A 25831-nucleotide genomic window follows, 5' to 3' on the forward strand; every position below is an offset into this window, starting at 1 on the left:
TCCGGGGGTAATATGCTGAAGGTCTTATATTACCGCAGGTCCCTCGCGGATGCCATTGCACCCGGGTAGCCGTTCAGTGTTCTTCTTCGCACAGTCCGTGGTCGGAAAGCGACCTGATCACATAGCAGTCCTCGATGCTGTGACCGTCGCAGTGAGAAACGATGCGCTCCAGCTCGTGCTCAAGCTTCTTCAGCCGGGCGATCTTGCCGCGCACGTCGTCCAGATGCTCGCGTGCGATGCGGTCGGCGCCGACGCAGGGGCGCTCCGGATGCTGGCTGAGCGAAATCAGTTCCTTGATCGCCTCGATCGTCAGCCCGAGGTCGCGTCCGTGGCGAATGAAGGCCAGCCGCTCCAGGTCGCCCCGGCCATAACGCCGCTGGTTGCCGTCGGTGCGCTCCGGTGAGGAAATGAGCCCCATCTGCTCGTAATAGCGGATGGTCGGCACCTTCACGCCGGTCCGCTTGGAAAGATCTCCGATCGAAAGCATCGTTGCCTCATAAATCTATAGTCACTGGAGGAATTATATGGGGTCGCTCGCCGGTAGCGCAAGTTGGTCAGCGGTTCGGCGATTGAAACCTGCGTCACCGCGTCGCTTTCAATCACGACATCAATATAGTATACCCCCCTATACTATATCGCAGGAAGCCAAAGCATGTCGCACACACTCCGGGACCAGAAGAAGCTTCTGTCGCGCGTCCGCCGCCTGAAGGGCCAGATCGAGGCCGTGGAGCGCGCGCTCGAGGCCGAGCGCCCGTGCGGGGAAGTGCTCCAGCTCCTTGCCTCCATCCGCGGCGCGCTGAACGGGCTGACCGGCGAAGTCCTGGAAGATCACCTGCACGAGCATGTGCTGCAGGCCGAAAGCGAGGCCGCCCGCAGCGAAGCGGTCGCCGAAATCGCCGAAGTGCTGAGAACCTATATTCGCTGAAGCTGCCGGAAGCCCGACGCCAGAAGGAGAGCGCAATGAAGTCGCGTCCCGATTCAATGTCCCACGAGCATGTCTTTCTGGGCGACAGGCATGCGCGCAACGAGCGCCGAATCTGGCTCGTCGTCGCGTTGACGGCCGTCATGATGGTTGCCGAGATCGGCGCCGGCAGCATCTATGGCTCCATGGCCCTCGTCGCTGATGGCTGGCACATGTCGACCCATGCGAGCGCGCTTCTCGTTGCCGCCCTCGCTTATGTCTTTGCCCGCCGGCAGGCGCGCAATCCGCGCTTCACCTTCGGCACGGGAAAACTTGGCGATCTTGCCGGTTTCGCAAGCGCGATCATTCTAGCGCTGATCGCCATTCTGGTGGCCGCCGAGAGCGCCTTCCGGCTCGCGCGACCGGTCTCGATCGATTTCTCGCAGGCGATCCTGGTCGCCGTCGTCGGCCTGGCCGTCAACCTCGTGAGCGCCTGGCTGCTGAAGGATGACCACCACCATCACCATGGCCATCACGACCATCATGACCACGACCACGATCACGGTCATCCCCACGACCACGCTTCGCCCGGGCAGAGGCATACCGACAACAATCTGCGCGCCGCCTATGTGCACGTCCTTGCCGATGCGCTGACCTCGGTGCTTGCGATTGCCGCGCTTGCGCTCGGCAGCCTCTACGGCTGGATCTGGCTCGATCCGCTCATGGGCATCGTCGGCGGGATCGTCATCGCGCGCTGGTCCTGGGGTTTGCTGAAGGCGACCGGCACGGTGCTGCTCGACGTCGTCCCGTCCGATGAGGAACTGCCGGAAGAGATCCGCGCCGCCATCGAGACCGGGACGGACCGGATCACGGATCTGCATGTGTGGCAGGTCGGCCCCGGCCATCACGCTGCAATCGTCGCCCTCGTCACGCCGGAGCCGCATGAGCCCGCCTTCTACAAGCAGAAGCTCAGCGCGCTGGTCGACCTCTCGCACGTTACCATCGAGGTAACGCCGCTGAGGGCCGCCTAGCCGCGGTCGAAGCGGTCAGAGCCACGCCACAATCTGCCTCTAGCTCTTTTCTTTCGTGATTCTGCTGGAGGTAGACATGCGCTTTGCCTTTACCCGCCGCCGGCTTCTTGCCGGGTCGGCGCTGCTTCTGCCCTCGCTCGCGCTTGCGCCGATGCCGGCCGCCGCGCAGCAGGCGGAGCGCGACGTGGATCAGCAGCTTGCCGAACTGGAGAAACGCACCGGCGGGCGCCTCGGCGTGTCCGTCTTCGACACGGAAACCAACATCACGCTCGGCTACCGCGAAACCGAACGCTTCGCGATCTGCAGCACCTACAAGGCATTGGCCGCAGCCCTGATCCTCCAGAAGGTGGACAAGGGCGAGGAATCGCTCGAGCGCCGCATCGTTTTCGACAAGGAGGCGCTCGTCACCTATTCCCCGATCACCGAGAAGCAGACCGGCGGTGAGGGCATGACGCTTGCGGAAGTCTGCGAGGCAGCCGTCACGCTTTCCGACAACACCGCCGGCAATCTGCTGCTCGAAAGTCTCGACGGTCCGCAAGGCTTCACGAAGCGCCTGCGGACGATCGGCGACGCCTCGACCCGCCTCGATCGCACCGAGACGGCCCTTAACGAGGCGAAGAAGGACGATCCGCGCGACACGACGACGCCGGACGCCATGCTCGATACCCTCGGCAATCTGGCGATCGGCACTGTTCTGTCCGAAGCCTCGCGCGAGCGTCTGACCGGCTGGCTGGTCTCCAACAGAACCGGCGATGCCCGCCTGCGCGCCGGCATTCCGAAGGAGTGGAAGGTGGGCGACAAGACTGGAACGGGAAGGAACGGCGCTGCCGCCGATATCGCCGTCGTCTGGCCGCCGGGACGAGGCCCGATCCTGGTGACGACCTATGTCGCCGAGGCAACGGTGCCGATCGATCAGGTCAATCCGGTCTTTGCCGAAGTCGGCCGGATCGTTGCGGGAATGGTCGTGTAGGCGAACCCGCCCGCCGGGGAAAGAATCGGAAATCAAGCGCTTGCGGCGGGAACGTGAATCTCCGCCGCATCGCGCTAAAGCGGTTTCGCAGCCTTCTAGACCGGCAAGGAATCGACGGGCGGCGTCTCGTCATCGCTCTTGCCGTCATTGCCGCCGAGCTGGCGCTTGATCTCTTCGGCGATCTGCTTTTCGACGGCGGCGCGCTCTTCCGGCTGCATCGCCTGCAGCGACTCTTCCGTCAGCCCCATGCTTTCGAGGACCTGAGCGCGGATCTTTTCCGCGGGCGTCATCTTCGCCCACTTGGAGAATTCCTCGTACAGGGCGTCGTTGGCGTCCGTTGCCGGCTTGCCGCTGACCGTCGTCTCGTCTTCTGCCTGGGAAAGCCACATGGCGCTGGAGATCGAAGAGGGGATGCCGCTGCTTTGGAGCGAAGGGCCGCTCTGGCGCGCCACGCCGGCGGTGTCGTTGATCGATCCGCTCTGCCCGCGTCCGGATTGCTGGCCGAAACGGCCGGTGAGCCCGTAGTAGCTGGATATGCTGTCACCGATTTTCATGATTTTCTCCCGTTATGGTGGCGGGAGAATGCTCAGCGGAACCTGCGCGTGGCTTGCGCTTTCATGATTGTCACGATCGGAAAACGCTCCCGAAGAAATGGCGCGGGATGGACCTTGCCATCCACGCGCCACTGTGTCCCTGGCACGGTCCCGTGCCATGCGGCCCGGGCGCCGGCGACCGTTGCCGCTCAGCTTGCCTTCTGCACCGGCGGTATGCTCCATGTGCCGTCGAGCAGCGACGGATCGCTCTCGTTCGGCCAGTATAGTCGCATCATGAGGACGAACTTGCCCTTGGGGGCGGGAAGCCAGTTTGATTCCTTGTCCTTCCCGGGCGATTCGTTCTGGATCAGGAGGTCGACGGAGCCGTCGGCATTCGTCTTGAGATCCTGCCGTTCGCTGATGGAGTAGCGGTTGATCGGGTTGTCGACGAAGAAATAGTGCTCGTCATACATGGTGAGCGACCAGAACCCGCCGACCGGCGGCAGCATGCCCTTGTCGAACTTGAGGACATATTTTTCGGAGCCATCATAGGCTCGCTTGATCATCTCGCCCTCATATTGGGTGGAGACCGGGTAGACGGCGTCCTGCGGCCGGTTGGCGCCGAGGCCGATTGCGGTGACGAGCGCACGCTGCAGGTAGTCTGTACCGTAGATGCCGGTCTTGGTGGTGAAGCCCCAGCCGTTGACGTCCTTCATGTCGCCGTCGCTGCGCTTGTAGTGCAGCATGATGCGGTCGAATGCGACCTGCGGCACACGCTTCACGAACGAGGGGTCGAAGCGGCTCTTGTCGAAGGCGTTGCCCGGAACGATGCCGATGTCGGCGAACCGTTCGACCGTCGGCATGTCTGCCTGGCTGGGAGGATTGGTCTTGAGCAGTTCGCTGAGAAGCGTGAAATACTCGACCGCGTCCATGCGGTTCACCTGGTCGCGCACGGCGGTCTTGGTGTCGATTGCAGGATCCACCTTGCCCTTCGGCGGCTTCCATTCCTTCCCGTAGGCGCTCAGCGGCACGAGCTTGACCTCATCCTGTAGGGCGTGCACGGCCTTGTAGTCCTCCGGCGTGCCGGTGCAGTAGATGCGGCCGAGAAGCCAGACCATGCTCGTCGGCGACTTGTATTGGACCACGCCCTCCGGAAGCTCTCCCTCCCATCCGGGGCCGGTGATCGCATATTTCTGCGCGCCGGTTCCCGTCGTGCGCTTGCCGGGCACCTGGAACACGGTCGTCCAGCCGTCGAGGAACGGGAAGAGCGCATAGCGGTCGCCCATGGCCGGCAGGCTGACCACCCAGGGCTCTTCGCCGACGTCGAAGAATGCGGTCGTATAGAGCGTATCGGCATTGGGAGCCGTCACGTCGCGGAACTTGGCGTTCGGATACTCGCGCAGTTTGATAAGCTGGCCCATCGGGGCCTTGGTGCCTACCGGCTCCACGACGTTGGTAACGACGCGACGGGTCATCTCCATCGTCACGAGAGGGTATCCGTAGACATAGGCGTCGACGGCGAGTGCAAACTGATCGGTACCCTCGATCAGGTCGGCCGCCAACCTGTCGAAGGCGACTGCCTTCGAGCCGAGACCGCTCGCTGCAAGAATACTCAATCCGGCAATGGTAAAGTTACGACGAGAAACCATACATATCCCCTGAACGATGGCCGTCATGGTGCGCTTGGCACCGACGACGGTTGAAGGTTTTCAATGCCAGGGCAACGTCCCAGCGACTGCCCGCGCGGGAAGATAGCACGAAGATATAATTAAGAAATCACTAATTTAGGAGTAATTCGCGCGGTGCGCGAGATTCCCTCCGGCGGCTCCGGCGCACCGGGAAATGTCACCGTTTGCGCTGCGCTGCCGCTTGAGCAACGTCGCCCGATGCAGGCTCCTTGCGCCGCAGGCTACGTGCCGCAGAAGGTCTGCAGCACCCGCTCGCTCGGCTGTGGCGGATCGGCATAGGGGGCGTATGCCGGCTGGTCTTCGTAGGGTTTCGAAAGCACGGCGAGCAGGGCCGCGAACAGGGAGAAATCCGCGTCCTCGACGGCGGCGGTGATCGCCTGCTCGATACGGTGGTTGCGCGGGATGAAGGCCGGATTGACCCGGCGCATCGCGTCGGCCCGCTCCTGCGGCGACCGGTCCTCGCGGGTGAGCCGGGCGCGCCAGTCGGCAAGCCATGCGGCAGGGGCTTCCGGGTTCTCGAAGCTCGCGGCGAAAGCGCCTTCGAGGCCGTCGTCTCCGGCAAGATCGGAAAGCCGCCGGAAGGTGAGCGTGAAATCCGCCTTGCCCTCCTGCATCAGCGCCAGCAGGGATTGGACGAGGGCAAGGTCGCCTCCCTCTTCCGTCGCCAGTCCGATCTTGGCGCGCATGCCGGCAAGCCAATGCCCCTGGAAGCGTTCGCCATAGCCGGTGATCACCGTATTCGCCAACTCCACTGCCTTCTCGCTGTCGGCATCGATCAGCGGCAGCAATGTCTCGCCGAGCCGCGCGAGGTTCCATTGGCCGATGCCGGGCTGGTTGGCATAGGCATAGCGGCCGTGCTGGTCGATGGAGCTGAAGACCGTGCCGGGGTCGTAGGTATCCATGAAGGCACACGGGCCGAAGTCGATCGTCTCGCCGGAGATCGTCATGTTGTCGGTGTTCATCACGCCGTGGATGAATCCGACATGCAGCCATCGGGCGATCAGGGCCGCCTGCCGCTCGCAAATTGCCTCATAGAGCGCGAGATAGGGGTTCCCGGCGTCCTTCAATTCCGGATAGTGCCGGTCGATCACATAGTCGGCCAGTTGGCGAACCGCGTCTGCGTCGCCGCGGGCCGTGAAGTACTGGAAGGTCCCGACGCGGATATGGCTTGCCGCAACACGCGCGAAAACGGCACCTGGCAGGACATCCTCGCGATAAACAGGCAGTCCCGTGGTCACGGCCGCAAGCGCCCGTGTCGTCGGAATGCCGAGCGCTTGCATCGCCTCGCTGACGATATATTCGCGCAGCACCGGCCCGAGAGCCGCCCGGCCGTCGCCTCGGCGCGAGAAGGGTGTCTGCCCCGCGCCCTTGAGCTGGATATCGCGCCGGCGTCCGTGGCTGTCGATCACTTCGCCAAGAAGGATAGCCCTGCCGTCACCGAGCGTCGGCACGAAACTGCCGAACTGATGGCCCGCATAGGCCATCGCCAGCGGCTCCGCACCCTCGGGCACGAGGTTCCCCGAAAAGATGGCAGCGCCGTCGCGCCGGAGTGTCTCGACATCGAGGCCCAGCTCTTCCGCAAGCGGTTCGTTCAGCTTGATGAGCCAGGGCTCGCTGGCGGTCGAGGGCGTCTGCGGCGCATGGAACTGCTGCGGCAACCGCGCATAGCTGTTGTCGAAGGCAAAGGGTGCAGCAGGCCGCGACTTGTCTTGAGAAACCGATGTCATTCCTCATAGGTAGGGCGGCCCGTCTCGTGGCGCAAGCAGCTTGCCGAAGCCCGGCTTTTTAAAGGATCGCGATCAGCATGACGCTAGGTGAGGCATCTCTCGAGATTTTGTGCAGTGCAAACATAACGTTAGGTATTCGGATTGCTCAGGTCAGCCGTGCCATAAAAGCATAACGCCGACGTCACGGCAGGCGTATAAAGAAAAGACCTCCACTATGGCGTTAGCCATTCAGAATTGCGGCCGGGTCCCCTGCGCCCGGCCGTTCCATTGTCGAGCGATCCCTGTCGATGTCGGATCAGATCTATCAGGCGGCCCAGGTCCGGCGCGCCGCTCCCAATTTTCGCGTGATCGCGATGATTGTTGCTAGCGCCATGTTCATGGAGCAGCTGGACGCAACCGTGCTTGCGACGGCGCTGCCCACGATGGCCCGGGACTTCGGCGTCAACGCCCCGTCGATGTCGATCGCGCTCACGTCCTACCTGCTCAGCCTTGCGATCTTCATTCCGGCAAGCGGCCTTGTGGCCGACCGCTTCGGCTCGCGCACCGTCTTCCGCTCGGCGATCCTCGTCTTCCTGGCGGGCTCGGTCTTCTGTGCGCTTTCACCCAACCTTCTCTGTCTGGTGCTGTCGCGCCTCCTGCAGGGCATGGGTGGGGCGATGATGATGCCGGTGGGCCGCCTCGTGCTCCTGCGCAGCGTCGCCCGCAAGGACATGGTCAATGCGATGTCGTGGCTGCTGGTGCCGGCGCTCGTCGGTCCGATCCTCGGTCCGCCCGTCGGCGGCTTCATCGTGACCTACCTCGACTGGCGCTGGATCTTCTACATCAACGTGCCCATCGGCATCATCGGCTTCATCCTCGTCTCGATCTTCATCGAGAACATCAAGGGCAAGGCGAGCGGCCCCTTCGATACGGTGGGCTTCGTCCTGTCCGGCATCTCGCTAGGCTCGCTGCTCTTCGGCTTCGAGATGTCGAGCCGCGAGGGCGAGGGCTCCTTTGCGATCATGCTCATTGCCGTCGGCCTGCTCTTCGGCATCGCCTACCTGCGCCACGCCCGCCATCATCCGTCGCCGATCATGGACTTCTCGCTGATGAAGGTTCCGAGCTTCGGCACGTCTGTCATCGCAGGTTCGCTGACGCGCATCACCCAGGGCGCACAGCCCTTCCTGCTGCCGCTTCTCTTCCAGCTCGGCTTCGGGCTTTCGGCCGCGAAGGCGGGCCAGCTGGTGATCGGCGTGGCACTCGGATCCATGGCGATGAAGGCATTCGCGCCGCGCATCCTGCGCCGCTTCGGCTTCCGCACGAGCCTGCTCGTCAACGGCATCATCGCGACCTTCGGCTATGTGCTGTGCGCCGCCTTCCGGCCGGACTGGCCGCTGGCGCTTATCTTCGTGATCCTCATGCTCTGCGGCTTCTTCATGTCGTTCCAGTTCACCGCCTACAACACGGTGGCCTACGACAAGATCGATCCCGCCCGCATGAGCTCGGCGACGAGCTTCTATACGACCTTCCAGCAGTTGACGCTTTCGCTCGGCATCTGCGTCGGGGCGTTGGCGCTGCATGGCTCAATGCTATTGGAAGGCAATACGACGCCGCAGCTCGGTGATTTCTCGGTCGCCTTCCTCGTCGTTACCGCCATCTCGATCATGGCGACCATCTGGAACGCCAGCTTTTCGCGCACGGCCGGTTCCGACATCAGCGGCCACAAGGAAGCCGGTGCGCCACGCAAGGAAGCGGCCTAGGCTAGAATGGCTTCGGGCCGGTTTCCCGGCCCGAACCTGGTTCAGAATCTGTAGTTCGGGACCTCTTCCCGATATCTGGGCCGGCGATAGCCGATGCCCCACTCCAGATGATCGTTCAGGCCTTCGATTGGAAGAAGGTCGAAATCGGTAAGCCCACTTTCGTCCTCCCTGAGCTTGCGCCCGAAGGCTTTGCGTATGTACGCCAGAAGGTTCCGCCTTCTCGCGCGTCCTTCCTCGATCCGTGTCATCGTCGTGTTCCTATCCTGATAATCCCGATGGCTCAGGCGGCACTCTGTGTCGGCAGGCAGGCTTCGCAGATCGCCGCGATGTGGCGATGATCCGTTCCGCAGCAGCCACCGAGCACGCGTACCTGAGGCATCTGGCGGGTCAGCGCCCTGTAGCGCAGCCCGAGATCGACGGGGTCGCCGGCGTCCAGCGTCTCGCTGTTGTCGAGTTCCTGATGGCTCATCATCGAGGCATTGGCCTTGAGGCCGGCAATCCGCTTGATCCATCCGCTGTTGTGGTCGAACGCGCCTTCGAAGTGGCTCGGGTGCGCGCAGTTGACGATGTAGTAGGCGGGATAGCCTCCCGTCGCCGCATCGACGCCTTCGATTGCCTCCTGGATACTCCGACCGGTGACGATCTTGCCATCCGTCTCGACCGTGAACGCGATGGCGGTCGGCATTCCGAGCCGCTGCGCCGCGCGGGCGATCCCGATTGCCTCGTCGATGTTGGTCAGCGTGTAGGCCGCGACCATGTCGGCAGCCGTGCCCGCGAAGGTGGCGATCTGCGGGGCGTGATAGTCTTCCGCCTCCCAGGCATCCATGCTGCCGGCCTTGTAGCCGTCGCCGCGCGGTCCGATTGCGCCGCCGATGACGATCGGTCGTCCTGGCTGCTCGTATTCCTCGCGCAACTCGGCCACGACATCCACGGCCTCCTCGTTTGCCGCCTTCAGCGCCTGCGGGCTGTATCCGAGCTTTTCGCCCCAGTCCGGATTTGCGCGCCAGGTCGCCGTGTCGAGCACGAAGCCCGTGCCATGCCGGCGGGCGACATTCAGGTAGTCGCGATAGTAGTTCTTGATCTGCTCGCGCCCTTCCTGCGTCGCAAGAAGCACGAACGAAGCGAAATGCGGCAATTCCAGTCCGTGATGGAAGATGAGCGTCGTTTCCATCCCGCCGTCGCTCAGAAAGGTCCCGCCATTCAGCTGCGGCAGATTGTGTCTGTACTTGAGCATTCTGGTCTCCACCCTTTTGATGCGGTCCGCATCTCCCAATCGATGCGGCGCAGGTGGATTTTTGACGCATTCGCGCCTTCTAATATAGGTGGTTTGCGGTATACTTGGCTGAAAGTGAGCTTTTTCCTTTTAAATCAGTCAGTTGTCTGGGCTTGCGGATAAGACGGGCGTTCCAGGCGGCTCCGAAAACTGTACTGCCGGTACAGGAGGGACAATGCGAAAGGGCGAAGAGACCCGCGTCAGGATACTCGATGTCGCCGAGGCGGCGGTGCTCTCCAAGGGGTTCGGCGGCACCTCGATCGACGAGCTGATCGCGGAAACAGGCATTACGAAGAGCGGCTTCTTCTATCACTTCCATGACAAGAACGAGCTCGCGAAGGCGCTCCTCGAGCGCTACATCGAAAACGACAACAGGATCTACGACGAGATCTTCGGCCGCGCCCGCGAGCTCATGGATGATCCGCTGCAATCCTTCCTGCTCGGCCTGAAGCTGTTGTCGGAATTGCTGGCCGATCTTCCGAACGGCCATCCGGGCTGCCTCGTCGCGGTCATCTGCGTCCACGAGCGCGCCTTCGATCGCGAGATCCAGGAGATAAACCGCGAGGCGGCCCTGACGTGGCGCCGCCGTTTCCGCGGCATGTTCGAGGAGATCATGGCCGTCTACGAGCCGCGCGTGGATCTCGATGTCGACCAGCTTGCCGATATGGTCTCGACCGTCATCGAGGGCGGCATCGTCATATCCAAGGCGCTGCGGGAGCCGACTGGCCTCGCCGAACAGATCCTCGTCTTCCGCAGCTTCGTGAAGATGCTGTTCAAGCCGAAATGAGCACGGCAAAAGACCCTGCCGGATGCCGGCAGGGTCGATGTACGCGTTGCCGCCCGTTCCTCAGGCGCGGGTCCACGACTTGTCGGAAGGCCCGGGCAGCGGCCCCTTGGGCTTGCCCGTCTGGCCCCATGCCGTCAGGTGCGGAAAGCTCGGCCCGATGATCTTCTTGTAGGCCTGGACGAAGCTCAGGCCGCCGGCGCCCGGAACGGCCGAAAGGCAGGCATAGACAAAGACGCCGCCGGAATAGTCCTTCGGAAAGATCTTCAGGTTGGCGTTCAGGTCGCGCGCGGTCAGGTAGAAGTCATTGGACTTGCTACCGATGACCGGCTGGTTCTCGTCGCCGAAGGCCGCGCCGTGGGCGACGATGAACAGGTTTTCCCTCACTCCCAGATCGGGAATGTGCTTGTCGAACACCTTGTACCAATCTCCGAACGTTGCGTGATTGCCCTCGGAGGCCGTGCGGGCGATGTCTTCGACCATCGGATCGTCTGTGCAGGCAGCAATAATCATCGAAACTTCTCCTCTCTTGGCTGGGTGGGTCAGGGAAGCAGATCAGCGAACGATGCGCAGGTAGTAGGGGGCGTCCGCTGGCGGGGCATAACCGCCGAAGATCTGCTGCAGGTTGGTTGCCGTCGGCTTGTTCGACAGGTTCAGCGATGCCAACAGCATGGTGGAGGCGATGGCGAAGTTGTTTTTGCCATTGCCCGGCGCATCAGTGACGTTCAGGCATGTCAGGCGAAGGTCGATCTGAACCGGATTGGACTGATCGAGAATCAGGCAGTTGAACGACGTTGGTTCGCCGTAGCGGTTCAGGTAGGCCACGAGCGGCGTCGCTAGGTCGGCCGGTGCCTGCCCGTCTTTTGCTGAGACGGAACAGATCTTTGCTAGCGTCGCGGACAGCTCATCAGGCGCGGCGTATTGCTGCGTCCGGTTGCTGATGAGGTTTTCCACCTGGTTGGGGATCATCTCCACGGCATTCTGCCAATTCTGGGCGGCGAGATTGGTTGCCGGATCGCTGTTGAGCTTGTCGATGATTGCCGCGCATACTTGCTCCGCCTGAAGCGGGCTTGTGGTCTTCGGACCGATGACCACAAAGAGACCAGATGCCGTTTTCGCGAATGGATTCATGTTCGTTCCTTTCGGGATTTATGGAGGCGGCATGGTGCATGCCGCCTCCGTGGGGCGGCGATCAGACCTGCGGCTTGATGTCCTGCTGGGGTGTCGAGCCGCCGTTGAAGAAGTTCTTCGCGTTGGCGAATTGCTGCGTCGAATTCTTGTTCAGGAGGCTCTGGAAGGCGGTGTAGTCGGTGCCGCCCTTGCGGATGCGGCGCGTCTGGATCAGGTTGGTGACCTCGGTGTAATCCATGTCGATGTTGACGTATTGCGCCGATGCGCAGGACGACTTCATCTCAAGGAAATACTGCTTGAACTGGATCTGCCTGAGCACAATCGCGCCATAGTCGTAATATCCACCCGCACCGTTCTCGACGAGATAGCTCTGGTAGGTGCAGGTCAAGGCCTTGTAGGTCTCGGCCTTGCTGTTGGCGCTGAACGTCAGGTTCCCCATTTCGTTGAGGAAGGATTGGAAGTCGGTCAGCAGCGACGCTCCGTCGGTGATTATGGCCTTGGCGATCAGCGACAGGAAGGTGCCGGAGACGGACGTGCCGACAATCTTGTTCGAGTAGCTTTTCTGCTTCTGGCCCCCGACCGCGAGGTCGGGAATGTTGCCGACGACGTTGGTCCAGGTGTTGATGTCGAGCTTCGTCGAGTCGATCGTCGGGTAGTGGGTGTGCATGTAGTCGTGCACGAGACCGCCGATGCCCAGAAGATTGTCCTGGTTCTCGTTCATGATGTCGCTGTAGGCAGGGTCGGTGGTCTTCTGGCCTATGAGATGGAACTGCACCGTTCCTTCGCTGTTGGCGATGGTGTCGTCGCTCGGCGGCGCGGCATTCGGCTGCGCCAGGGTGAGCGGCTTGGCAAGAAAGAAGTTGTTGGCGGCGTCGTAATTCTTGGTCGATTGCTGCGCCTCGTACTGCTGCATGTTCACTGCGGATGCGGTCGACATGGATTGTCCTCCAGTGTTGAAAGCTCAAACAGGTTGGAAATGTCATGAAGCTAAAGGTTGTGAAACTTCTGGGAGCGTTTACTAATTTCCGCCCCCATTAGATGTATATCAGATCGATTTGCGTAAGACCTTTGACTTAGACAGGCTTTTCTCTGCGCACGGCCATCTTGCGGTAACGCAGCGGGGAGAGGCCGTGGATCGCCTTGAAGGACGTCGCGAAGTTGTTGCTGTTCTCGTAGCCCACCGTCCGAGCAATCTCGGCGATGCTCTGATGGCTGCCGCGCAGCCGCATCGCGGCCTCGACCATTCGATAGTGCCTCAGCCACGTCATCGGCCCGCAGCCGAACGAGGCCTCGAAGCGATCGACCAGCGTCGTCCTGTTCGTTCCGACGAGGCGAGCCAGTTCGCTGAGGCTGACCTGGTGCTCGATCCGGTGTGCCAGCAAGTCGCAGGATCGCTGCACGATAGGATCGACGGAAAAGAACGATGCGGCGGAGCGGCGCTCGACTTCCGCCACGCAGGCCCTGAGGCGGCTCAGCACCTCCTGCTCGATCAACGGCCATAAGAGGTAGTCGAAGTAGCCGGCTGCAAATATACCGGCGCGGTAAAGATCGCCCTCCGGGACGAGGGCGAGTTGCATGAGGCCAGGTGAGACGGCCTCGGCCAGTTTCGCCTCATGATGCCTCGACAAACGGCAATCGACGATGACGATTTCCGCGCCGTGCCCGGGCTTGAGCGCCCGCTGGTCGACGATGTCGACCTGTCTCAGCGACCTTGCCATTCGCGCCAGATATCTGGCAACGGACGGATCGGGGCCCAGATAGGCAGCCAGGACAGGAGAGGGCACCGTGAACCACCTCGACTTTTGCTCGAGGTCTCTTTTCGCCCCGAAAAGTTGCAATTCCACAACTTTTCCGAGCTTACTTCTCGTCCGTGCTCGCGGGCAGTATCGCCATGCTCAAGCCGCCGGAACGGCTCATCGGCCGGGCGGTGCGGACCCTCGTCTTCCGCCGCTTCCCCAAGCCCCCGTTCAAGCCGAAGTGACGCCGCTTTCCTTGTTGGCGGCAGGCTGAGATGTTAAAATCTACAAGCTCTGCTTCAGGGAGGATGAAAGCCCATGAGCGAGAAGCTGAACATTGAACTGGACGGAAGACAGGCCGACGCCCTGCGCCGCGTCGCCGCCTCCGGGCGGTACGGAGGCGCAAGCGACATACTCGGCGAGGCGCTGGACGATTGGCTTGCGAAGCGCGAGACGATGTCGGGCGATATCGCGGCGCTGCGGCGGTTTCTCAAGGAGGGTGCGACCAATGGCGAGACCTGCCCGGTCGATCCTGCGGAACTGCTTAAAAGCGCCCGCCGTCACTTCCGCGACGCCTGAGCAACGATCCCGCCAAAAGGCAGGTGGAGGCTAGCCGGCCTCGATTTCTGCTGCCATCTCGGCAAGCTTGCGAACCGTGTTGAGGTTACGCGACGTGCCGCTTTTGAGCGCCGGAAGCTTCAGGCGCGATTTGCCCGAACCGTTCGGATAGTGGACGTAGATTTCTCGCGCGCCGACCTGGGCTTCCTCGCCGTCGGGCGCGATCATCTTATCGAGCGCGTCCTTCGGCGCCGCCTCAGGCAGGAAGTGGACGAGCAGGAAATTCGGCTTCGCGTCGGGGAAGGGCGCCCGCTCGACGATCTCGTCGAGTTCCCTGCGGCCACGCACCATCACCCCCGGCATCCTTCCGAACCTTCCTTCAAGCGCCACGTCGAGCATCTCCGCGACACGCTCTTCCTTCTCGTCCGAGCGGAAGAGCACGTTGCCGCTCTGGATATAGGTCTTGACCTCGCTGAAGCCGATGCCTTCGCAGATCGCCTTCAGCTCCACCATCGGCAGCGAACTGTTGCCCCCGACATTGACGGCCCTGAGCAGGGCGACATAGACCGGCATCGGCTCCCCCCGATCCTTGGTTACATCTTGCCGACGACCTTGAGCGCAAACGCATATTCGAAGGCAATCTCCTCGAGGCGCTGGAAGCGTCCCGAGGCTCCGCCGTGGCCGGCGTCCATGTTGGTGCGCAGCAGGATCGGCGCCGAACCCGTGGTCTTTTCGCGCAGCCTCGCCACCCACTTGGCCGGCTCCCAATAGGTCACGCGCGGGTCGGTCAGGCCACCGAGCGCGAGGATCGGCGGATAGGGCTTCGCGCCGACATTGTCATAGGGGCTGTAGCCGGCAATGTGGTCGTAGTCTTCCTTGCTCTCGATCGGGTTGCCCCATTCCGGCCATTCGGGCGGCGTCAGCGGCAGCGTGTCGTCGAGCATGGTGTTCAAGACATCGACGAAGGGAACGGCGGCGATGATGCCCGCAAATTTCTCCGGCGCCATGTTGGCGACCGCGCCCATCAGCATGCCGCCGGCCGATCCGCCTTCGGCGACGATCCTGTCGTAGGAGGTGAACTTCTCCTGATTCAAATAGTCAGCGGCGGCGACGAAGTCCTTGAAGGTATTTGTCTTCTTTCCCATCTTGCCGTTTTCGTACCAGGCAAAGCCCTTGTCCTTGCCGCCGCGGATATGGGCGATGGCATAGACGAAGCCGCGGTCGGCGAGAGACAGGCAGTTGGTATTGAAGCCTGCCGGAATGGTGATGCCGTAGGCGCCGTAGCCGTAGAGCAGGCAGGGCGCCGTGCCGTCGAGCGGCGTATCCTTGCGATAGAGCAGGGTAACCGGCACCGTTTCGCCATCCCAAGCGGGCGCAAAGACGCGGCGGGTCACGTAGTCGTCCGGATTGTGGCCCGAGGGCACTTCCTGGGTCTTGAGCAGCGTGCGCTCGCGCGTGACCATGTTGTAGTCGTAGAGCTGCGACGGCGTGGTCATCGATGAATAGGAGAAGCGGATGACGTCGGTGTCGTATTCCGCCGCGCCCGAAAGCCCCAGCGAATAGGCCTCCTCCTCGAATGCGATCGCGTGTTCCTCGCCGGTCCTGCGGTCGCGGATCATGATCTGCGGCAGGCCTTCCTTGCGCTCCAGCCAGAGCAGGTGGCGGGCATAAGCCATGTGGGAAAGGATCAGCGTACCCGGCTTGTGGGCAACCACCTCGCGCCAGTTTTCCTTCTCCGGCTTGTCGACCGGCGTCTCCATGATCTTGAAATCCTTGGCGCCGCCGTCGTTGGTGAGGATGTAGAAGACCTCGCCGCCTTCCGTCATGGAATATTCGATGCCGGTCTCGCGGACCGCCACGATCTTCGGCTCCGCGGTCAGGTCCTTGGTCGAAAGCAGCCGGTATTCGCTGGTCTCGTGGTCGTGGATGTCGATGTAGACGAAGTCGTCGAGCAGCGATCCGCCGACGCCCATGAAGAAGCCGGCATCCTCCTCCTCGTAGACGAGCCGGTCGGAAGATTGCGGCGTACCGATGATGTGGTGGTAGATCTTCGAGGGCCGGTGGTTCTCGTCCTGCAGCGTGTAGAAGAAGCTCTTGCCGTCCGGCGCCCAGACGCCGCCGCCTCCCGTGTTGTCGATGACGTCGGAAAGATCCTCGCCGGTCTCCAGGTCGCGCACCTTCAGCGTGAAATATTCCGATCCCTTGTCGTCATAGCCCCAGATGCCGCGCTTGTGGTCGGAGGAATGGTCGATGCCGGCGAGCCGGAAATAGGACTTGCCCTCGTTCTCCTTGTCGCCGTCGAGCAGCACGTGGCGTTCGCCGCCGTCGCGCGGCGTGCGGAAATAGTGCGGCTGCTCGCCGCCGGTCACGAAGAAGGTGCCGTAAGCATAAGGCCCGTCCTTCACCGGCACGGAGATGTCGTCTTCCTTGATGCGGCCGCGCATCTCGGCAAAGAGGGTCTTCTGCACCGCCTTGGTGTCTTCCATGGCCGCATTCATGTAGGTGTTCTCGGCCTCCAGATGCTGGCGGATCGCCGGATCGAGGATCGACGGATCCTTGAACATCGCCTGCCAGTTGTCGGCCCTCAGCCAGGCATAGTCGTCGGTGCGGGTGATGCCGTGACGCGTGTCGGTCGCAGGCTTCTTGGAGGCGATGGGGGCGGCGGGAAGATCTTTGAAGACGGGCACGGGCGGTTGCTCTCCGGTGAGGCTGAAGGTCTGTCAGAGATAGAGAGCATGCCGGAAGGGATCAAGCGGTGAAGACGCGATAGCGAACCGCATTCGCCATTGCGCCGGGCGGCGCGGCCGCTGCTGTGCACGAGCAGAACCCGCCGGCGCGTTGCCTTGAAGTCACCACATTGTTTCCGAATGACCGCTAGCGTTGCGATGGGTACGTCCGCCGTGAGCGGCCTGCCGGGAGCTCGGGTTTTCATGGAGCTCCGGGATGTGAATGCAGAGGATTTATTCGTAATGCTGAGGATTTTTGCCGTGCTCGTTTCGGCCGTTTGCCTGGCTTTTCCGGCACTTGCGGTGGATGCGAGGATCAAGAAGCAGTTGCTGGCGCTCGATCCGGCCGAGCGCATGGAACAGACCTGCGATACCGAGGCCATGTCGCGAATCAGTAAGGACAAGGACAAGTTCAGCGCCGACAAGGTCATCGCCTACACCTTCGGTGATCCCATCGTGAAGGAAGATTCGATAAGGGCGCCCGGCGCGGTCTTCCGCAGCAAGGGCGAGTGGTACCGCCTGTCCTACGAGTGCACCACCGGCCCGCAGCACGTCAATGTCCGCTCGCTCAGCTACCGCATCGGCGAAAAGGTGCCGCGCAATCAGTGGGGCGAGTACTATCTCTACGATTGATCACACCGGTGCCTCGTCGCCATTGCCGCTTTCCCCGCCCGAAGCCGGCGGCGGCCGATCAGCAAGTTGTGAAGGGGGATGCCACATTTCGGGCGCCTTGATCGCCGATCCCTCGCGCAGCGACAATCGGGCGCATTCCTCTTGTCGGCCTTTCGCCCAACATCCATTCCGGTTCTTCCCGAGTTTCCCTGGTACCTGTTTGATGAAGCGTTTCCTGTTGGCGTCCGCCGGTCTCCTTGCGATCACCTCCACCGCTGTCGCATCGCCTGCGGCCCCCGCGGACGGCCGGCTCGTCGAGCCGCATCTGCACGTGACGCGCTCCGGCGCCGCGCAGCCCCGCGTGGCGCTCACCTTCGATGCCTGCATGGGCAAGGCCGACGAGCGCATCCTTTCGGTCCTCGTCCAGGAAAAGATCCCGGCCACGATCTTCGTCACGGCCCGCTGGCTGAAGCATAATCCGCAGGCAACGGCGACGCTGCTTGCCCATCCCGATCTCTTCGAGCTCGAAAACCACGGCCTGAACCACATTCCGGCCGTCGACCGGCCCGTCGCGGTCTATGGCATTGCCGCTGCCGGTTCGCCGGAGGCGGTTCGCCAGGAGGTGCAGGGCGGTGCCGATGCCATGATTGCCGACCACATTCCGCAACCGCACTGGTTCCGCGGCGCGACGGCAAAGTACAGCCTGTCCGCCATAGAGCAGATAAGGTCGATGGGCTACCGCATCGCCGGCTATTCGGTGAATGGCGATGGCGGATCGCTGTTTGGCGCCGCCGTCACGGAAAAGCATTTCGCCGCCGCCAGGGATGGCGATGTCATCATCGCCCACATCAACCAGCCGACGCACGCTGCCGGCGAAGGCGTGGCCCGTGGCATCCTCGATCTCAAGGCGCGTGGCGCGCAGTTCGTCCGGCTTCAGGATGTGGAAGACACCGGCGATGACGGCACGACGCTTTCGATGTCGCCGTCCTGAGTGACGTCGAGGGGAGGCGGGGTGACGATCCTCTCCTCCGCTTCCCATGTGAATTTCGAAGGCGGCCCATCGCGGTCGAGGGCAAAGTCGTCGAACCAGTCGCGGCGGACACCGGAGATCATCGCGCCGATCATCTGCGCCGCCATGTAGGAAAAGGTGATGCCGTTGCCGCCGTAGCCGTACGCGGCGTAGACGCGCGGCACCCCGGGCACCGGCCCGATCAGCGGCAGGCCGTCGACGGTCTCCCCGAAAGTGCCGCACCAGGCGTAGTCGACGCGCATGTCCGCCTCCGGCCAGATGAGCCGCAGCTTCTCGCGGATCGCGGCGATCTTGGCGGGAAGCTTGCTGTCTCTTTCTTGCGGATCGATCGTCTCGTCGTCCTCGCCGCCTGCGACGATCCGGTGATCCGCAGTGGTGCGGGCGTAAAGATAGGGGTGCGTGTCCTCCCACAGAAGCAGGCCGTCCCGCCAGAGCGTTTCGGGCGCTTGCGGCGCGGTCGCGATCGCGTAGCTCGATAACGTGCGGTGGAGCTTCGGCATGTCGATGCCCGGCATGGAGTAGCCGGTCGCAAGCACGACGTTGTCGGCTTCGATCTCGTAGGGGCCGTCGGTCTCGATCGTCACATGCGCGCCTCCGGCATGCAGCCGCACCGCCGAGGCATTGACCAGCCTCGCGCCGCGCTTGATGCCGATATCAAGCAGCCCCCAGGTGAGGAGAAGCGGATCGACCTCGGCCGAGCCCGGCGAAAGGATCGCGCCGTCGCGGTCGATATCGAATTCCGCCATCAGGTCGGGGTGTTCCAGGAGACGTCCCTGCAGGCCGGCGCGCCGCCGCAAGTCATATTCATAGGCGAGTTCATGGGCGCCGGTCGGCCCGCTGGTGATATAGAGCGAGGAACGCGGCTGGAACTGGCACGCGATGCCATGGGTGGTAATGAGGTCAGCAAGGCCATGCACAGCGATGACGCTGCGCCGATAGGTGGCGGAGGCCCGCTCGAAGCCGTAGAACTCCTCGAGCTCGGAGAGCTGCCGGTCGATCTCCCATTGCAGCATGGCCGTGCTTGCCGCCGTGCTGCCGAGGCCGGGTTGCTCCCGATCGATGATGCAGACGGAAAGGCCCCGCGCAGTCAGGACCTCCGCCGCGAGCGCGCCGGTGATGCCACCGCCGATCACCGCGACATCGATATGAAAGCTGTCGGAAAGGGATTTGTAGGGCGGCCGAATTGATGTCCCGCCCCACGGCGAACGGCCGCTTACGAGCTGGTCGTGGTCTGATTCATTCAGCGTCAGATCGGATGCCATCCCGAATCTCCGTCCCCGAAACGAATCTTGCCTTTATTTCGGCAGTTGCGGAAGCACTTTTTCTTCCACGAAGAGTTCATTGATGATCGCCATCGCGATCAGGGAGAGCGGAAGCGCCAGCATGGCGCCCACGGCACCCCACATCCAGGTCCAGAAAATGATTGCGACGAAGACGACGAAAGGGTTGATTTCCAGGCGTCTTCCCATGACGGCCGGAAAGATGAGGTTCTCCATCAGCAGGTGGACGGTGAAGAAGGCGACGGCCGGCGCAAGACCGAGGATCAGACCGTCATGGGTGAGGATGCCGGCGATCGCGACCGCGGCCGTCATCAGGGTAATGCCGAGGAACGGGACGAAACTCGAGAGGAATGCGAACACCCCCCAGAGGGCCGGCATGCTGAGTCCGCCGAAATAGGCGATGATCGTCATGATCACGCCAAGCCCGGCATAGATCAGCGAAGCGGTGGCGAAATAGAAGCCGAGCACCTGTTCCACCGCATTGATGACGCGGATCGCCGCCAGGCGTTGCGGCCGCCTGCGGAAGGTCATGATGATCGTCTTGCGCAGGTTGACGCGCCCGGCAAGGAAGAGCAGCAGCGCGGCAAAGAAGATCATGCCCTGGACGATCGCCGGCGTCAGGTTGGTCGTGACCACATGCAGCACGTTACCTGTGTTTTCGAGAAGCTTGTCCATCGACATCGGACCACTCTGGAAGGTGGCGGGCGTAATGTGCAGCCATTCGATGCGCTCGAGGAACGGCATGAAGCGATTGATCGATCGTTCGACGAAGTCAGGCCCTTCCTGGGCCAGCGTTGTAAGCGGTCCGGCAAGCGTATTGACGAGGAGCACGATGATGAGCGTGACCGAGCTCGAAAGCAGCACCGCATTGGTGATGCGCGGCACACCCAGGCTGGAGAGTTTCTCTGCAACCAGGCCTAGGATCATGCCGACGACAACGGCGAGCGTGATCGGGATGAGGATCATCGACATCAGGTAGACCGCGTAGAGACCGAGTATCGTGAAGATGCCGATCACTGCCCAGGCCATCGAGATGTCCAGCCCGTCCTTTTCCAGCCGTCTCACAGGCGCTGGATCCATTTCCTCGGTGGATTTCCTCAATGTCTCAGCCCAACTGCCGATCCTCGGCTCCGACACGCTTGAGATCTTCCTTGCTTGCTTGCGAATCCCGTTGGCGATGCCCATGGCTGAAATGTCCCCGATTGCGTCGCTCAACAACGCGCAATACCCCGCCGGAGTTCCGGTCGGGGCTTGCGTCCTTGGGAGGAGTGGTCTGAATATCAGGTGGTAAGTGTCAGGCCGATGCCCCAGGGATCCCTGAGGAAGATGCCGCCGTCGCGCTTCTCGGTCTTGATCTCGAGTTCGTCGAGCTTGGAAACGGCTTTGTCGAGTGCGGCCGTGTCGTTGAAGCGCAGCGTGTAGTCGGAAAGACCGGTCATGCGCTCGTCGCGGGTTCCGGCGCCGCGACTGTTCCAGATATTGGCGGCGAGATGGTGGTGATAGCTGCCCGAGCCAAAGAAGCTGGCGCCAGGATATTTCGCCATCAGCTTCAGGCCCAGCACGTCGCGATAAAAGGTGTCGGCCTGCGGTATGTCACCGACCTGGAGATGGATATGGCCGATTGCCGAACCCGTCGTCAGGCCGTCCCAGCGATCGTTCGGCGCGCTGTCATAGAGCCCCTGGAGGTCGAGCTGCAGCGTCGCTATCTGGACCATGCCGTCGGGATGGAACTTCCATTCCTCGTGCGGCCTGTCGGCGTAGACCTCGATGCCGTTGCCTTCGGGGTCGGAAAGATAGATCGCTTCGCTGACGAGATGGTCGGAGGCGCCGTCCAGCATCACATTGTTCTGCGCGGCATGCCGCAGCCAGCGGGAGAGTTCCGTGCGGTTCGGCATCAGGAATGCCGTGTGGAAGAGACCGGCAGCATTGCGCGGCGCACGGCGAGCCTCGCCATCCGTCGTCAGCGTCAGCAACGGGACGCCGTCGACGCCGAGCACTTCGCCGCTCGGGCTTTTCTCGATGACCTTGAGGCCCAGCATTTTCTGGTAGAATCCGGAAACGAGGGGCAGGTCTTCCACGACCAGATGCGAACGGTCGACATAGGCAGGCCGGGTCAGCGCGTAAGAGATCGGGGTCTTGCTCATCTTGTGGTCCTCCCTCCGCATCAAAGGCACCGGCGCTGGCGGCATTCGAGCCGCCTTGAAGCGATGCCAGGTCTTACGCGCCGGTTCTGCGCCTTCCTGATTTTCCTGGCCGCTGTACTTGCCTCACTATATGCCGGATTTCGATTGTTCACAGAAGACCGCATTTTGACAATTCAGCGTTCGCCATAGATTGACAATGCCCTGGAGCTGTTGATTTGGATCAAAGCGTGGTGATTGTCTCCGCTTCATTGTCCGGCCATAATTGATCGGCCGCACAGGTCGAAATCAGGCGGGAGAGCGACATGTATAAGAAGATCATCGTTCCTATCGAAATCGGCGCCTTGGAAAGGGGAGAGCGCAGCCTGCGCAAGGCCATGACGCTGCTTGATGACGGAGGGAAGATCGTCTTGCTCAATGTCGTGGAGGACGTGCCCGGCTACATGACCATAGACCTGCCGCCGGACCTGATCGAGAATGCGATCCTGGACGGCCGCGCCAAGCTCGAGGCGATGTGCGTGCGAGTGGGCGTGACCGCCAGCGTCGAGATTCGCCGTGGTCCGCCGGCAAGCAACATCATCGCCACCGCGCAGGAACATGAGGCGGATCTCATCATCGTTGCGTCGCACGTCCCGGACTACTCGAACTACTTCATCGGCGCGACCGCCGACCGGGTGGTACGCCACGCAAAATGCTCGGTGCTGGTCGACCGCTGGCCTGAAAAGAAGTGAAAAGGGAGAAAGGGGAGGTCGTCATGGACGTGCATAAATACGAGGAGATCCTGCGGCTGCGTCAAAGCGAGATCAACTCGCGCCTTTACAAGATCGATGCGGATCTCGGCCGCACGAAGAATGCCGATAGCGCCGAGCGCGTCACGGAAGGCGAAAACGACGAGGTGCTCGAGGAATTGGGCCAGGTCGGGCAGGACGAGCTGCGGGCGATTAACGCGGCTCTCGAGCGTATCGCCAAGGGCACGTTCGGAACCTGCGTTCGCTGCGGCCAGCCGATTTCTGCCGAGCGCCTTGCCGCCGTGCCCTATGCGCCCCTCTGCGAGGATTGCATCCGCGGAAGGTAGTTCCTCCATCCGCCTTTAACGCCATGCGTGGCGAATTACCGCTACCCACCTTTAGGCAGGTTGCGCTGCGGCTGCGGAGATGCGACCATCAGGGCCGGTATTGAGGCGGTTTGTACATGGGCGAGTTCAACGGCATACGCTGGGCTTATGACAGATACGAGTTGATCGCGGACGGCATCGTGCAGGGTGTGGGCCTCGTTTTCGCTCTGATCGGCGCAACCGTGCTGATCTTCTACGCAACGGTCTGGAGCACCCATGGCGAGCTCGCCGCCGCCTGGATCTACGGCGTCGGCCTTGTCCTGGCACTGGCGGTGTCCTTCTCCTACAATCTCTGGCCGGTCTCGCGCACCAAATGGATCCTGCGCCGCTTCGACCATTCCTCGATCTTCATTCTGATCGCCGCCACCTACACGCCCTTTCTGGAGCGTGGCGCCGACGATCCGGTGCTCTTCGCAATGCTGATCGCCATCTGGGTGGTCGCGGCACTCGGTATCGGCCTGAAATGCTTCTTTCCGGGCCGTTATGACCGGCTGACGATCCTCCTCTACCTCGGCATGGGCTGGAGCGGCATCTTCGTTGCCGGACCCGTCTCGCTGCACATTCCTTCCGCCTCCATGCTCCTGATCGTCATCGGCGGCGTCATCTATTCGGCCGGCGTGGTCTTCCACGTGTGGGAAAAGCTGCGCTTCCAGAATGCGATCTGGCACGGCTTCGTCATCGCCGCCGCAGCGGTGCACTATTCCGCGGTCATGACCTGCTTCAGCCTGCCGCCTGCAGCGCTTTGAGAGAATTCCGTCCAGCTTCGTAGCGTCGCAGTTTACATCGCCATGTGCCGGCGCTATGCCGCTCGCCGACGATGAATCCCAACCGGACCTTTTTCAATGGACCAAGCCGTGCTGGTGCGTGACGCCACCGAAGCCGATCTTCCCGCCATCCGCGAGATCTACAACCACGCCGTCGAGCATACGACCGCGATCTGGAACGAGACGCTGGTCGATCTCGACAACCGGATCGAATGGTTCCGGATGCGCAAGGGCAGGGGCTTTCCCGTGATCGTGGCGGAGAAGGACGGCAAAGTCGCCGGCTACGCTTCCTATGGCGATTGGCGCGCCTTCGATGGCTATCGCCACACGGTCGAGCATTCGGTCTATGTCGACAAGGATTGCCGCGGCCACGGCATCGGAGAACTCCTGATGCGCGCGCTGATCGTGCGCGCCTCCACCGGCGGCATCCATGTCATGATCGCCGGCATCGAGGCGGAGAACACCGCCTCCATCCGCCTTCACGAAAAGCTCGGCTTCCGCGTCGCCGGCACCTTTCGCGAGGTCGGCACCAAGTTCGGCCGCTGGCTGGACCTGACCTGCATGGAGCTCAGGGTGCCGGAAAACGGGGCGGCCTGATCCGCCCACCCATCCACCGTCAATGTGTCGCCTCTGAAATTCGCCGGTCATAATCGTCTGCGAGGTCGCGCAGGGCAGCCGCTCCGTCGCCCGTAAAAGACGGCCCGTGCATCAGCGCCAGCGTGCGCGGGGCGAGTCCTGCGAGACTGCGGATCGTCGTGCCCATGGCTGGGTTCAGGCAGGAATATTTGAAGATGTCCTCGGCCATGACCGCTGGGCCGACGATATCGCCCTCGGTCAGCGCTCGGTCGTTGCCGAGCTGCGTGAAGAGGTCGCCGCACATCAGCGTGCCGGTCGATTCCTCGTAGAGCACGCCGGCGTCCCACCCGTGCGGGGTATGGGGCGTGTCGATGAAGCGCACCCTCTTGCCGCCGCCGAGTTCGACCACCTCTCCGTCCTTCAATTGGCGCGGCTCGCGGTCGGAAAAATCGCTGAGCGAGACCATGCAACAGGTCTGGCCCTGCGCGGGCGTGGCCTGAGGCGCTGCCGCCAGCCATTCGTTCATCGCCCCGCATTCGTCGGCCTCGAAATGACCGAAGGCGATCCAGCGCAGCTGCGCCGGGGAGATGATGCGGCTCAGGGCTTCATGGTTGAGCGCGAACATCTTCCTGAGGCCGGTGTGGAACATCAGCGGCTCGTCGCCGAGGACGAGGAACTGGTTGAAGGTGAAACCGGCGGGCGGCACGATATCGGGCACATAGGTGGAAAGCCGGTAGATGCCGTCGGCGATTTCGCTGATCTTCGTTTCCATGAATTCCTCCATCCGTTCGAGGGCTGAATGCCGCGCCACCGTCGCCTCTCCGGCAGTGGACCTCTGCTATGTTTTCATGGTACATTAGCGTGTATTGAAATTCGAATTGGCGGACTTGTCAATAATGGATGCACATATTTGTGTAGTTAAATCGAGATGAGCCGAACCTACACACTCAGGCGCCGCGCTGAGCAGCAGGCGCAGACAAGGTTGCGAATCGTCGATACGGCGATCGGCCTGCACAGCACGGTCGGTCCGGCGCAGACGACGTTCAGCATGGTCGCGGAGCACGCAGGTGTTCAACGCCATACCCTCTATGCGCATTTCCCGGATGAGCGCAGCCTGCTGCTCGCCTGCTCGGGTCTCCATATGGAGCGCGATCCGCTGCCGGACGCCGACCCGTGGCGGGCAATCGAGGATCGGCATGAGCGCCTCCGCGTCGGGTTGAATGCGCTCTATGGCTGGTACGAGCGCAACGCCGAATTGGCGTCCTGCGTGCTGCGCGATGCCGAATTCCACGACCTCACAAGGGAAATTGCCGGCATGAGGTTCGGGCCGTATTTTTCGGCCCACAGGCAGGTGCTTGGCGAGGGCCTGGCGGCCACGCCGCACGCCATGCTGCTCGTCGCGCTGAGCTACTCCACATGGCGCACCCTGACGCAGGACGCCCGCCTGGAGCGGGCGGCGGCAGTCGAAGCAATGGTGGAGGCCGTCTATCCCGCAGGCGGGACGCGCGCCCGCTGAC

Annotated in this window: 29 protein-coding genes; 13 read left to right on the forward strand and 16 right to left on the reverse strand. The window is 62.4% G+C overall.

Annotated features, from left to right (window positions below):
- Window positions 1-73: 73 nt before the first annotated feature.
- Entirely contained in the window at window positions 74-487 is a 414-nt protein-coding gene (locus EV286_RS03100) for a helix-turn-helix domain-containing protein (RefSeq protein ID WP_132955528.1), read from the reverse strand.
- 165 nt (window positions 488-652) lie between these two features.
- On the opposite strand from EV286_RS03100, the gene dmeR reads away from it, so the two are divergent.
- From dmeR to bla, 3 genes are all read left to right on the forward strand, one after another.
- A complete protein-coding gene (gene dmeR, locus EV286_RS03105) occupies window positions 653-925 on the forward strand; it encodes a Ni(II)/Co(II)-sensing transcriptional repressor DmeR (RefSeq protein ID WP_132955529.1) in 273 nt (90 codons plus the stop codon).
- 35 nt (window positions 926-960) lie between these two features.
- Window positions 961-1932 carry a CDF family Co(II)/Ni(II) efflux transporter DmeF gene (gene dmeF / locus EV286_RS03110; protein ID WP_132955530.1) on the forward strand — a complete coding sequence of 324 codons (972 nt, stop codon included), beginning with the start codon at window positions 961-963 and terminating at the stop codon, window positions 1930-1932.
- A gap of 76 nt (window positions 1933-2008) precedes the next feature.
- Window positions 2009-2902 (forward strand): class A beta-lactamase, encoded by an 894-nt coding sequence (bla, locus tag EV286_RS03115; RefSeq protein ID WP_132955531.1) that lies wholly within the window; start codon window positions 2009-2011, stop codon window positions 2900-2902.
- Window positions 2903-2997: 95 nt separating this feature from the next.
- On the opposite strand, the gene EV286_RS03120 is transcribed toward bla, so the two are convergent.
- The 3 genes from EV286_RS03120 to EV286_RS03130 form a co-directional block, all read right to left on the reverse strand.
- Entirely contained in the window at window positions 2998-3456 is a 459-nt protein-coding gene (locus EV286_RS03120) for a hypothetical protein (protein WP_132955532.1), read from the reverse strand.
- Window positions 3457-3644: 188 nt separating this feature from the next.
- On the reverse strand, window positions 3645-5084 hold the full coding sequence (locus EV286_RS03125) for a DUF1254 domain-containing protein (RefSeq protein WP_132955533.1): 1440 nt from the start codon (window positions 5082-5084) through the stop codon (window positions 3645-3647).
- A gap of 260 nt (window positions 5085-5344) precedes the next feature.
- A complete protein-coding gene (locus EV286_RS03130) occupies window positions 5345-6850 on the reverse strand; it encodes a protein adenylyltransferase SelO (RefSeq protein WP_132955534.1) in 1506 nt (501 codons plus the stop codon).
- Window positions 6851-7137: 287 nt separating this feature from the next.
- On the opposite strand from EV286_RS03130, the gene EV286_RS03135 reads away from it, so the two are divergent.
- Window positions 7138-8589, forward strand: coding sequence for a DHA2 family efflux MFS transporter permease subunit (locus EV286_RS03135; RefSeq protein WP_132955535.1), 1452 nt, complete (start codon window positions 7138-7140; stop codon window positions 8587-8589).
- A 41-nt stretch (window positions 8590-8630) separates the two neighbouring features.
- On the opposite strand, the gene EV286_RS03140 is transcribed toward EV286_RS03135, so the two are convergent.
- Together EV286_RS03140 and EV286_RS03145 are read right to left on the reverse strand one after the other, a co-directional pair.
- A complete protein-coding gene (locus tag EV286_RS03140) occupies window positions 8631-8837 on the reverse strand; it encodes a hypothetical protein (protein ID WP_132955536.1) in 207 nt (68 codons plus the stop codon).
- A gap of 32 nt (window positions 8838-8869) precedes the next feature.
- Window positions 8870-9823, reverse strand: a complete 954-nt coding sequence (locus EV286_RS03145) for a homocysteine S-methyltransferase family protein (protein ID WP_132955537.1) — start codon at window positions 9821-9823, stop codon at window positions 8870-8872.
- 214 nt (window positions 9824-10037) lie between these two features.
- Between EV286_RS03145 and EV286_RS03150 the strand changes: the two genes are divergently transcribed.
- Entirely contained in the window at window positions 10038-10649 is a 612-nt protein-coding gene (locus EV286_RS03150) for a TetR/AcrR family transcriptional regulator (protein WP_132955538.1), read from the forward strand.
- Window positions 10650-10709: 60 nt separating this feature from the next.
- On the opposite strand, the gene EV286_RS03155 is transcribed toward EV286_RS03150, so the two are convergent.
- The 4 genes from EV286_RS03155 to EV286_RS03170 all read right to left on the reverse strand — a co-directional run bounded on the left by EV286_RS03155 (window position 10710) and on the right by EV286_RS03170 (window position 13561).
- Window positions 10710-11159, reverse strand: a complete 450-nt coding sequence (locus tag EV286_RS03155; RefSeq protein ID WP_132955539.1) for a hypothetical protein — start codon at window positions 11157-11159, stop codon at window positions 10710-10712.
- 42 nt (window positions 11160-11201) lie between these two features.
- Window positions 11202-11777, reverse strand: a complete 576-nt coding sequence (locus EV286_RS03160; protein WP_132955540.1) for a glutamate acetyltransferase — start codon at window positions 11775-11777, stop codon at window positions 11202-11204.
- A gap of 61 nt (window positions 11778-11838) precedes the next feature.
- Complete coding sequence (locus tag EV286_RS03165) at window positions 11839-12714, reverse strand: hypothetical protein (protein WP_132955541.1); 876 nt, start codon at window positions 12712-12714, stop codon at window positions 11839-11841.
- 136 nt (window positions 12715-12850) lie between these two features.
- The gene (locus EV286_RS03170) at window positions 12851-13561 is read right to left on the reverse strand and encodes an AraC family transcriptional regulator (RefSeq protein WP_132955542.1); all 711 of its coding nucleotides are present in this window, start codon (window positions 13559-13561) and stop codon (window positions 12851-12853) included.
- A 270-nt stretch (window positions 13562-13831) separates the two neighbouring features.
- On the opposite strand from EV286_RS03170, the gene EV286_RS03175 reads away from it, so the two are divergent.
- The gene (locus EV286_RS03175) at window positions 13832-14092 is read left to right on the forward strand and encodes a type II toxin-antitoxin system ParD family antitoxin (RefSeq protein ID WP_132955543.1); all 261 of its coding nucleotides are present in this window, start codon (window positions 13832-13834) and stop codon (window positions 14090-14092) included.
- 30 nt (window positions 14093-14122) lie between these two features.
- Here the strand turns inward: EV286_RS03175 and EV286_RS03180 are convergent, their stop codons facing one another.
- Both EV286_RS03180 and EV286_RS03185 read right to left on the reverse strand, forming a co-directional pair.
- Window positions 14123-14644, reverse strand: coding sequence for a DUF1697 domain-containing protein (locus EV286_RS03180; RefSeq protein ID WP_132955544.1), 522 nt, complete (start codon window positions 14642-14644; stop codon window positions 14123-14125).
- A gap of 20 nt (window positions 14645-14664) precedes the next feature.
- Window positions 14665-16758, reverse strand: coding sequence for a S9 family peptidase (locus tag EV286_RS03185; protein WP_132955545.1), 2094 nt, complete (start codon window positions 16756-16758; stop codon window positions 14665-14667).
- A 282-nt stretch (window positions 16759-17040) separates the two neighbouring features.
- On the opposite strand from EV286_RS03185, the gene EV286_RS03190 reads away from it, so the two are divergent.
- Together EV286_RS03190 and EV286_RS03195 are read left to right on the forward strand one after the other, a co-directional pair.
- The gene (locus tag EV286_RS03190; protein WP_132955546.1) at window positions 17041-17430 is read left to right on the forward strand and encodes a DUF930 domain-containing protein; all 390 of its coding nucleotides are present in this window, start codon (window positions 17041-17043) and stop codon (window positions 17428-17430) included.
- Between the two features lie 202 nt (window positions 17431-17632).
- A complete protein-coding gene (locus EV286_RS03195) occupies window positions 17633-18400 on the forward strand; it encodes a polysaccharide deacetylase family protein (RefSeq protein WP_132955547.1) in 768 nt (255 codons plus the stop codon).
- Here the strand turns inward: EV286_RS03195 and EV286_RS03200 are convergent.
- The 3 genes from EV286_RS03200 to EV286_RS03210 all read right to left on the reverse strand — a co-directional run bounded on the left by EV286_RS03200 (window position 18343) and on the right by EV286_RS03210 (window position 21863).
- Complete coding sequence (locus EV286_RS03200) at window positions 18343-19701, reverse strand: FAD-dependent oxidoreductase (RefSeq protein ID WP_132955548.1); 1359 nt, start codon at window positions 19699-19701, stop codon at window positions 18343-18345. The genes EV286_RS03195 and EV286_RS03200 overlap by 58 nt on opposite strands.
- A gap of 33 nt (window positions 19702-19734) precedes the next feature.
- The gene (locus EV286_RS03205; protein ID WP_132955549.1) at window positions 19735-20904 is read right to left on the reverse strand and encodes an AI-2E family transporter; all 1170 of its coding nucleotides are present in this window, start codon (window positions 20902-20904) and stop codon (window positions 19735-19737) included.
- A 95-nt stretch (window positions 20905-20999) separates the two neighbouring features.
- Window positions 21000-21863: a VOC family protein gene (locus tag EV286_RS03210; RefSeq protein ID WP_132955550.1), complete on the reverse strand. Its 864-nt coding sequence runs from the start codon at window positions 21861-21863 to the stop codon at window positions 21000-21002.
- Window positions 21864-22165: 302 nt separating this feature from the next.
- Between EV286_RS03210 and EV286_RS03215 the strand changes: the two genes are divergently transcribed.
- The 4 genes from EV286_RS03215 to EV286_RS03230 all read left to right on the forward strand — a co-directional run bounded on the left by EV286_RS03215 (window position 22166) and on the right by EV286_RS03230 (window position 24335).
- On the forward strand, window positions 22166-22591 hold the full coding sequence (locus tag EV286_RS03215; RefSeq protein WP_132955551.1) for a universal stress protein: 426 nt from the start codon (window positions 22166-22168) through the stop codon (window positions 22589-22591).
- 23 nt (window positions 22592-22614) lie between these two features.
- Complete coding sequence (locus tag EV286_RS03220) at window positions 22615-22935, forward strand: TraR/DksA family transcriptional regulator (RefSeq protein WP_132955552.1); 321 nt, start codon at window positions 22615-22617, stop codon at window positions 22933-22935.
- A 116-nt stretch (window positions 22936-23051) separates the two neighbouring features.
- The gene (locus EV286_RS03225; protein WP_132955553.1) at window positions 23052-23720 is read left to right on the forward strand and encodes a hemolysin III family protein; all 669 of its coding nucleotides are present in this window, start codon (window positions 23052-23054) and stop codon (window positions 23718-23720) included.
- 96 nt (window positions 23721-23816) lie between these two features.
- On the forward strand, window positions 23817-24335 hold the full coding sequence (locus tag EV286_RS03230; protein ID WP_132955554.1) for a GNAT family N-acetyltransferase: 519 nt from the start codon (window positions 23817-23819) through the stop codon (window positions 24333-24335).
- Window positions 24336-24354: 19 nt separating this feature from the next.
- Here EV286_RS03230 and EV286_RS03235 read toward each other — a convergent pair whose 3' ends face one another.
- Window positions 24355-25086: an MBL fold metallo-hydrolase gene (locus tag EV286_RS03235; protein WP_132955555.1), complete on the reverse strand. Its 732-nt coding sequence runs from the start codon at window positions 25084-25086 to the stop codon at window positions 24355-24357.
- 156 nt (window positions 25087-25242) lie between these two features.
- Here EV286_RS03235 and EV286_RS03240 point away from each other — a divergent pair, with 156 nt between their 5' ends.
- Window positions 25243-25830 (forward strand): TetR/AcrR family transcriptional regulator, encoded by a 588-nt coding sequence (locus EV286_RS03240; RefSeq protein ID WP_132955556.1) that lies wholly within the window; start codon window positions 25243-25245, stop codon window positions 25828-25830.
- The last annotated feature ends 1 nt before the right edge of the window (window position 25831 follow it).

This window comes from Rhizobium sp. BK251 (assembly GCF_004345245.1).
Classification (GTDB): domain Bacteria; phylum Pseudomonadota; class Alphaproteobacteria; order Rhizobiales; family Rhizobiaceae; genus Rhizobium.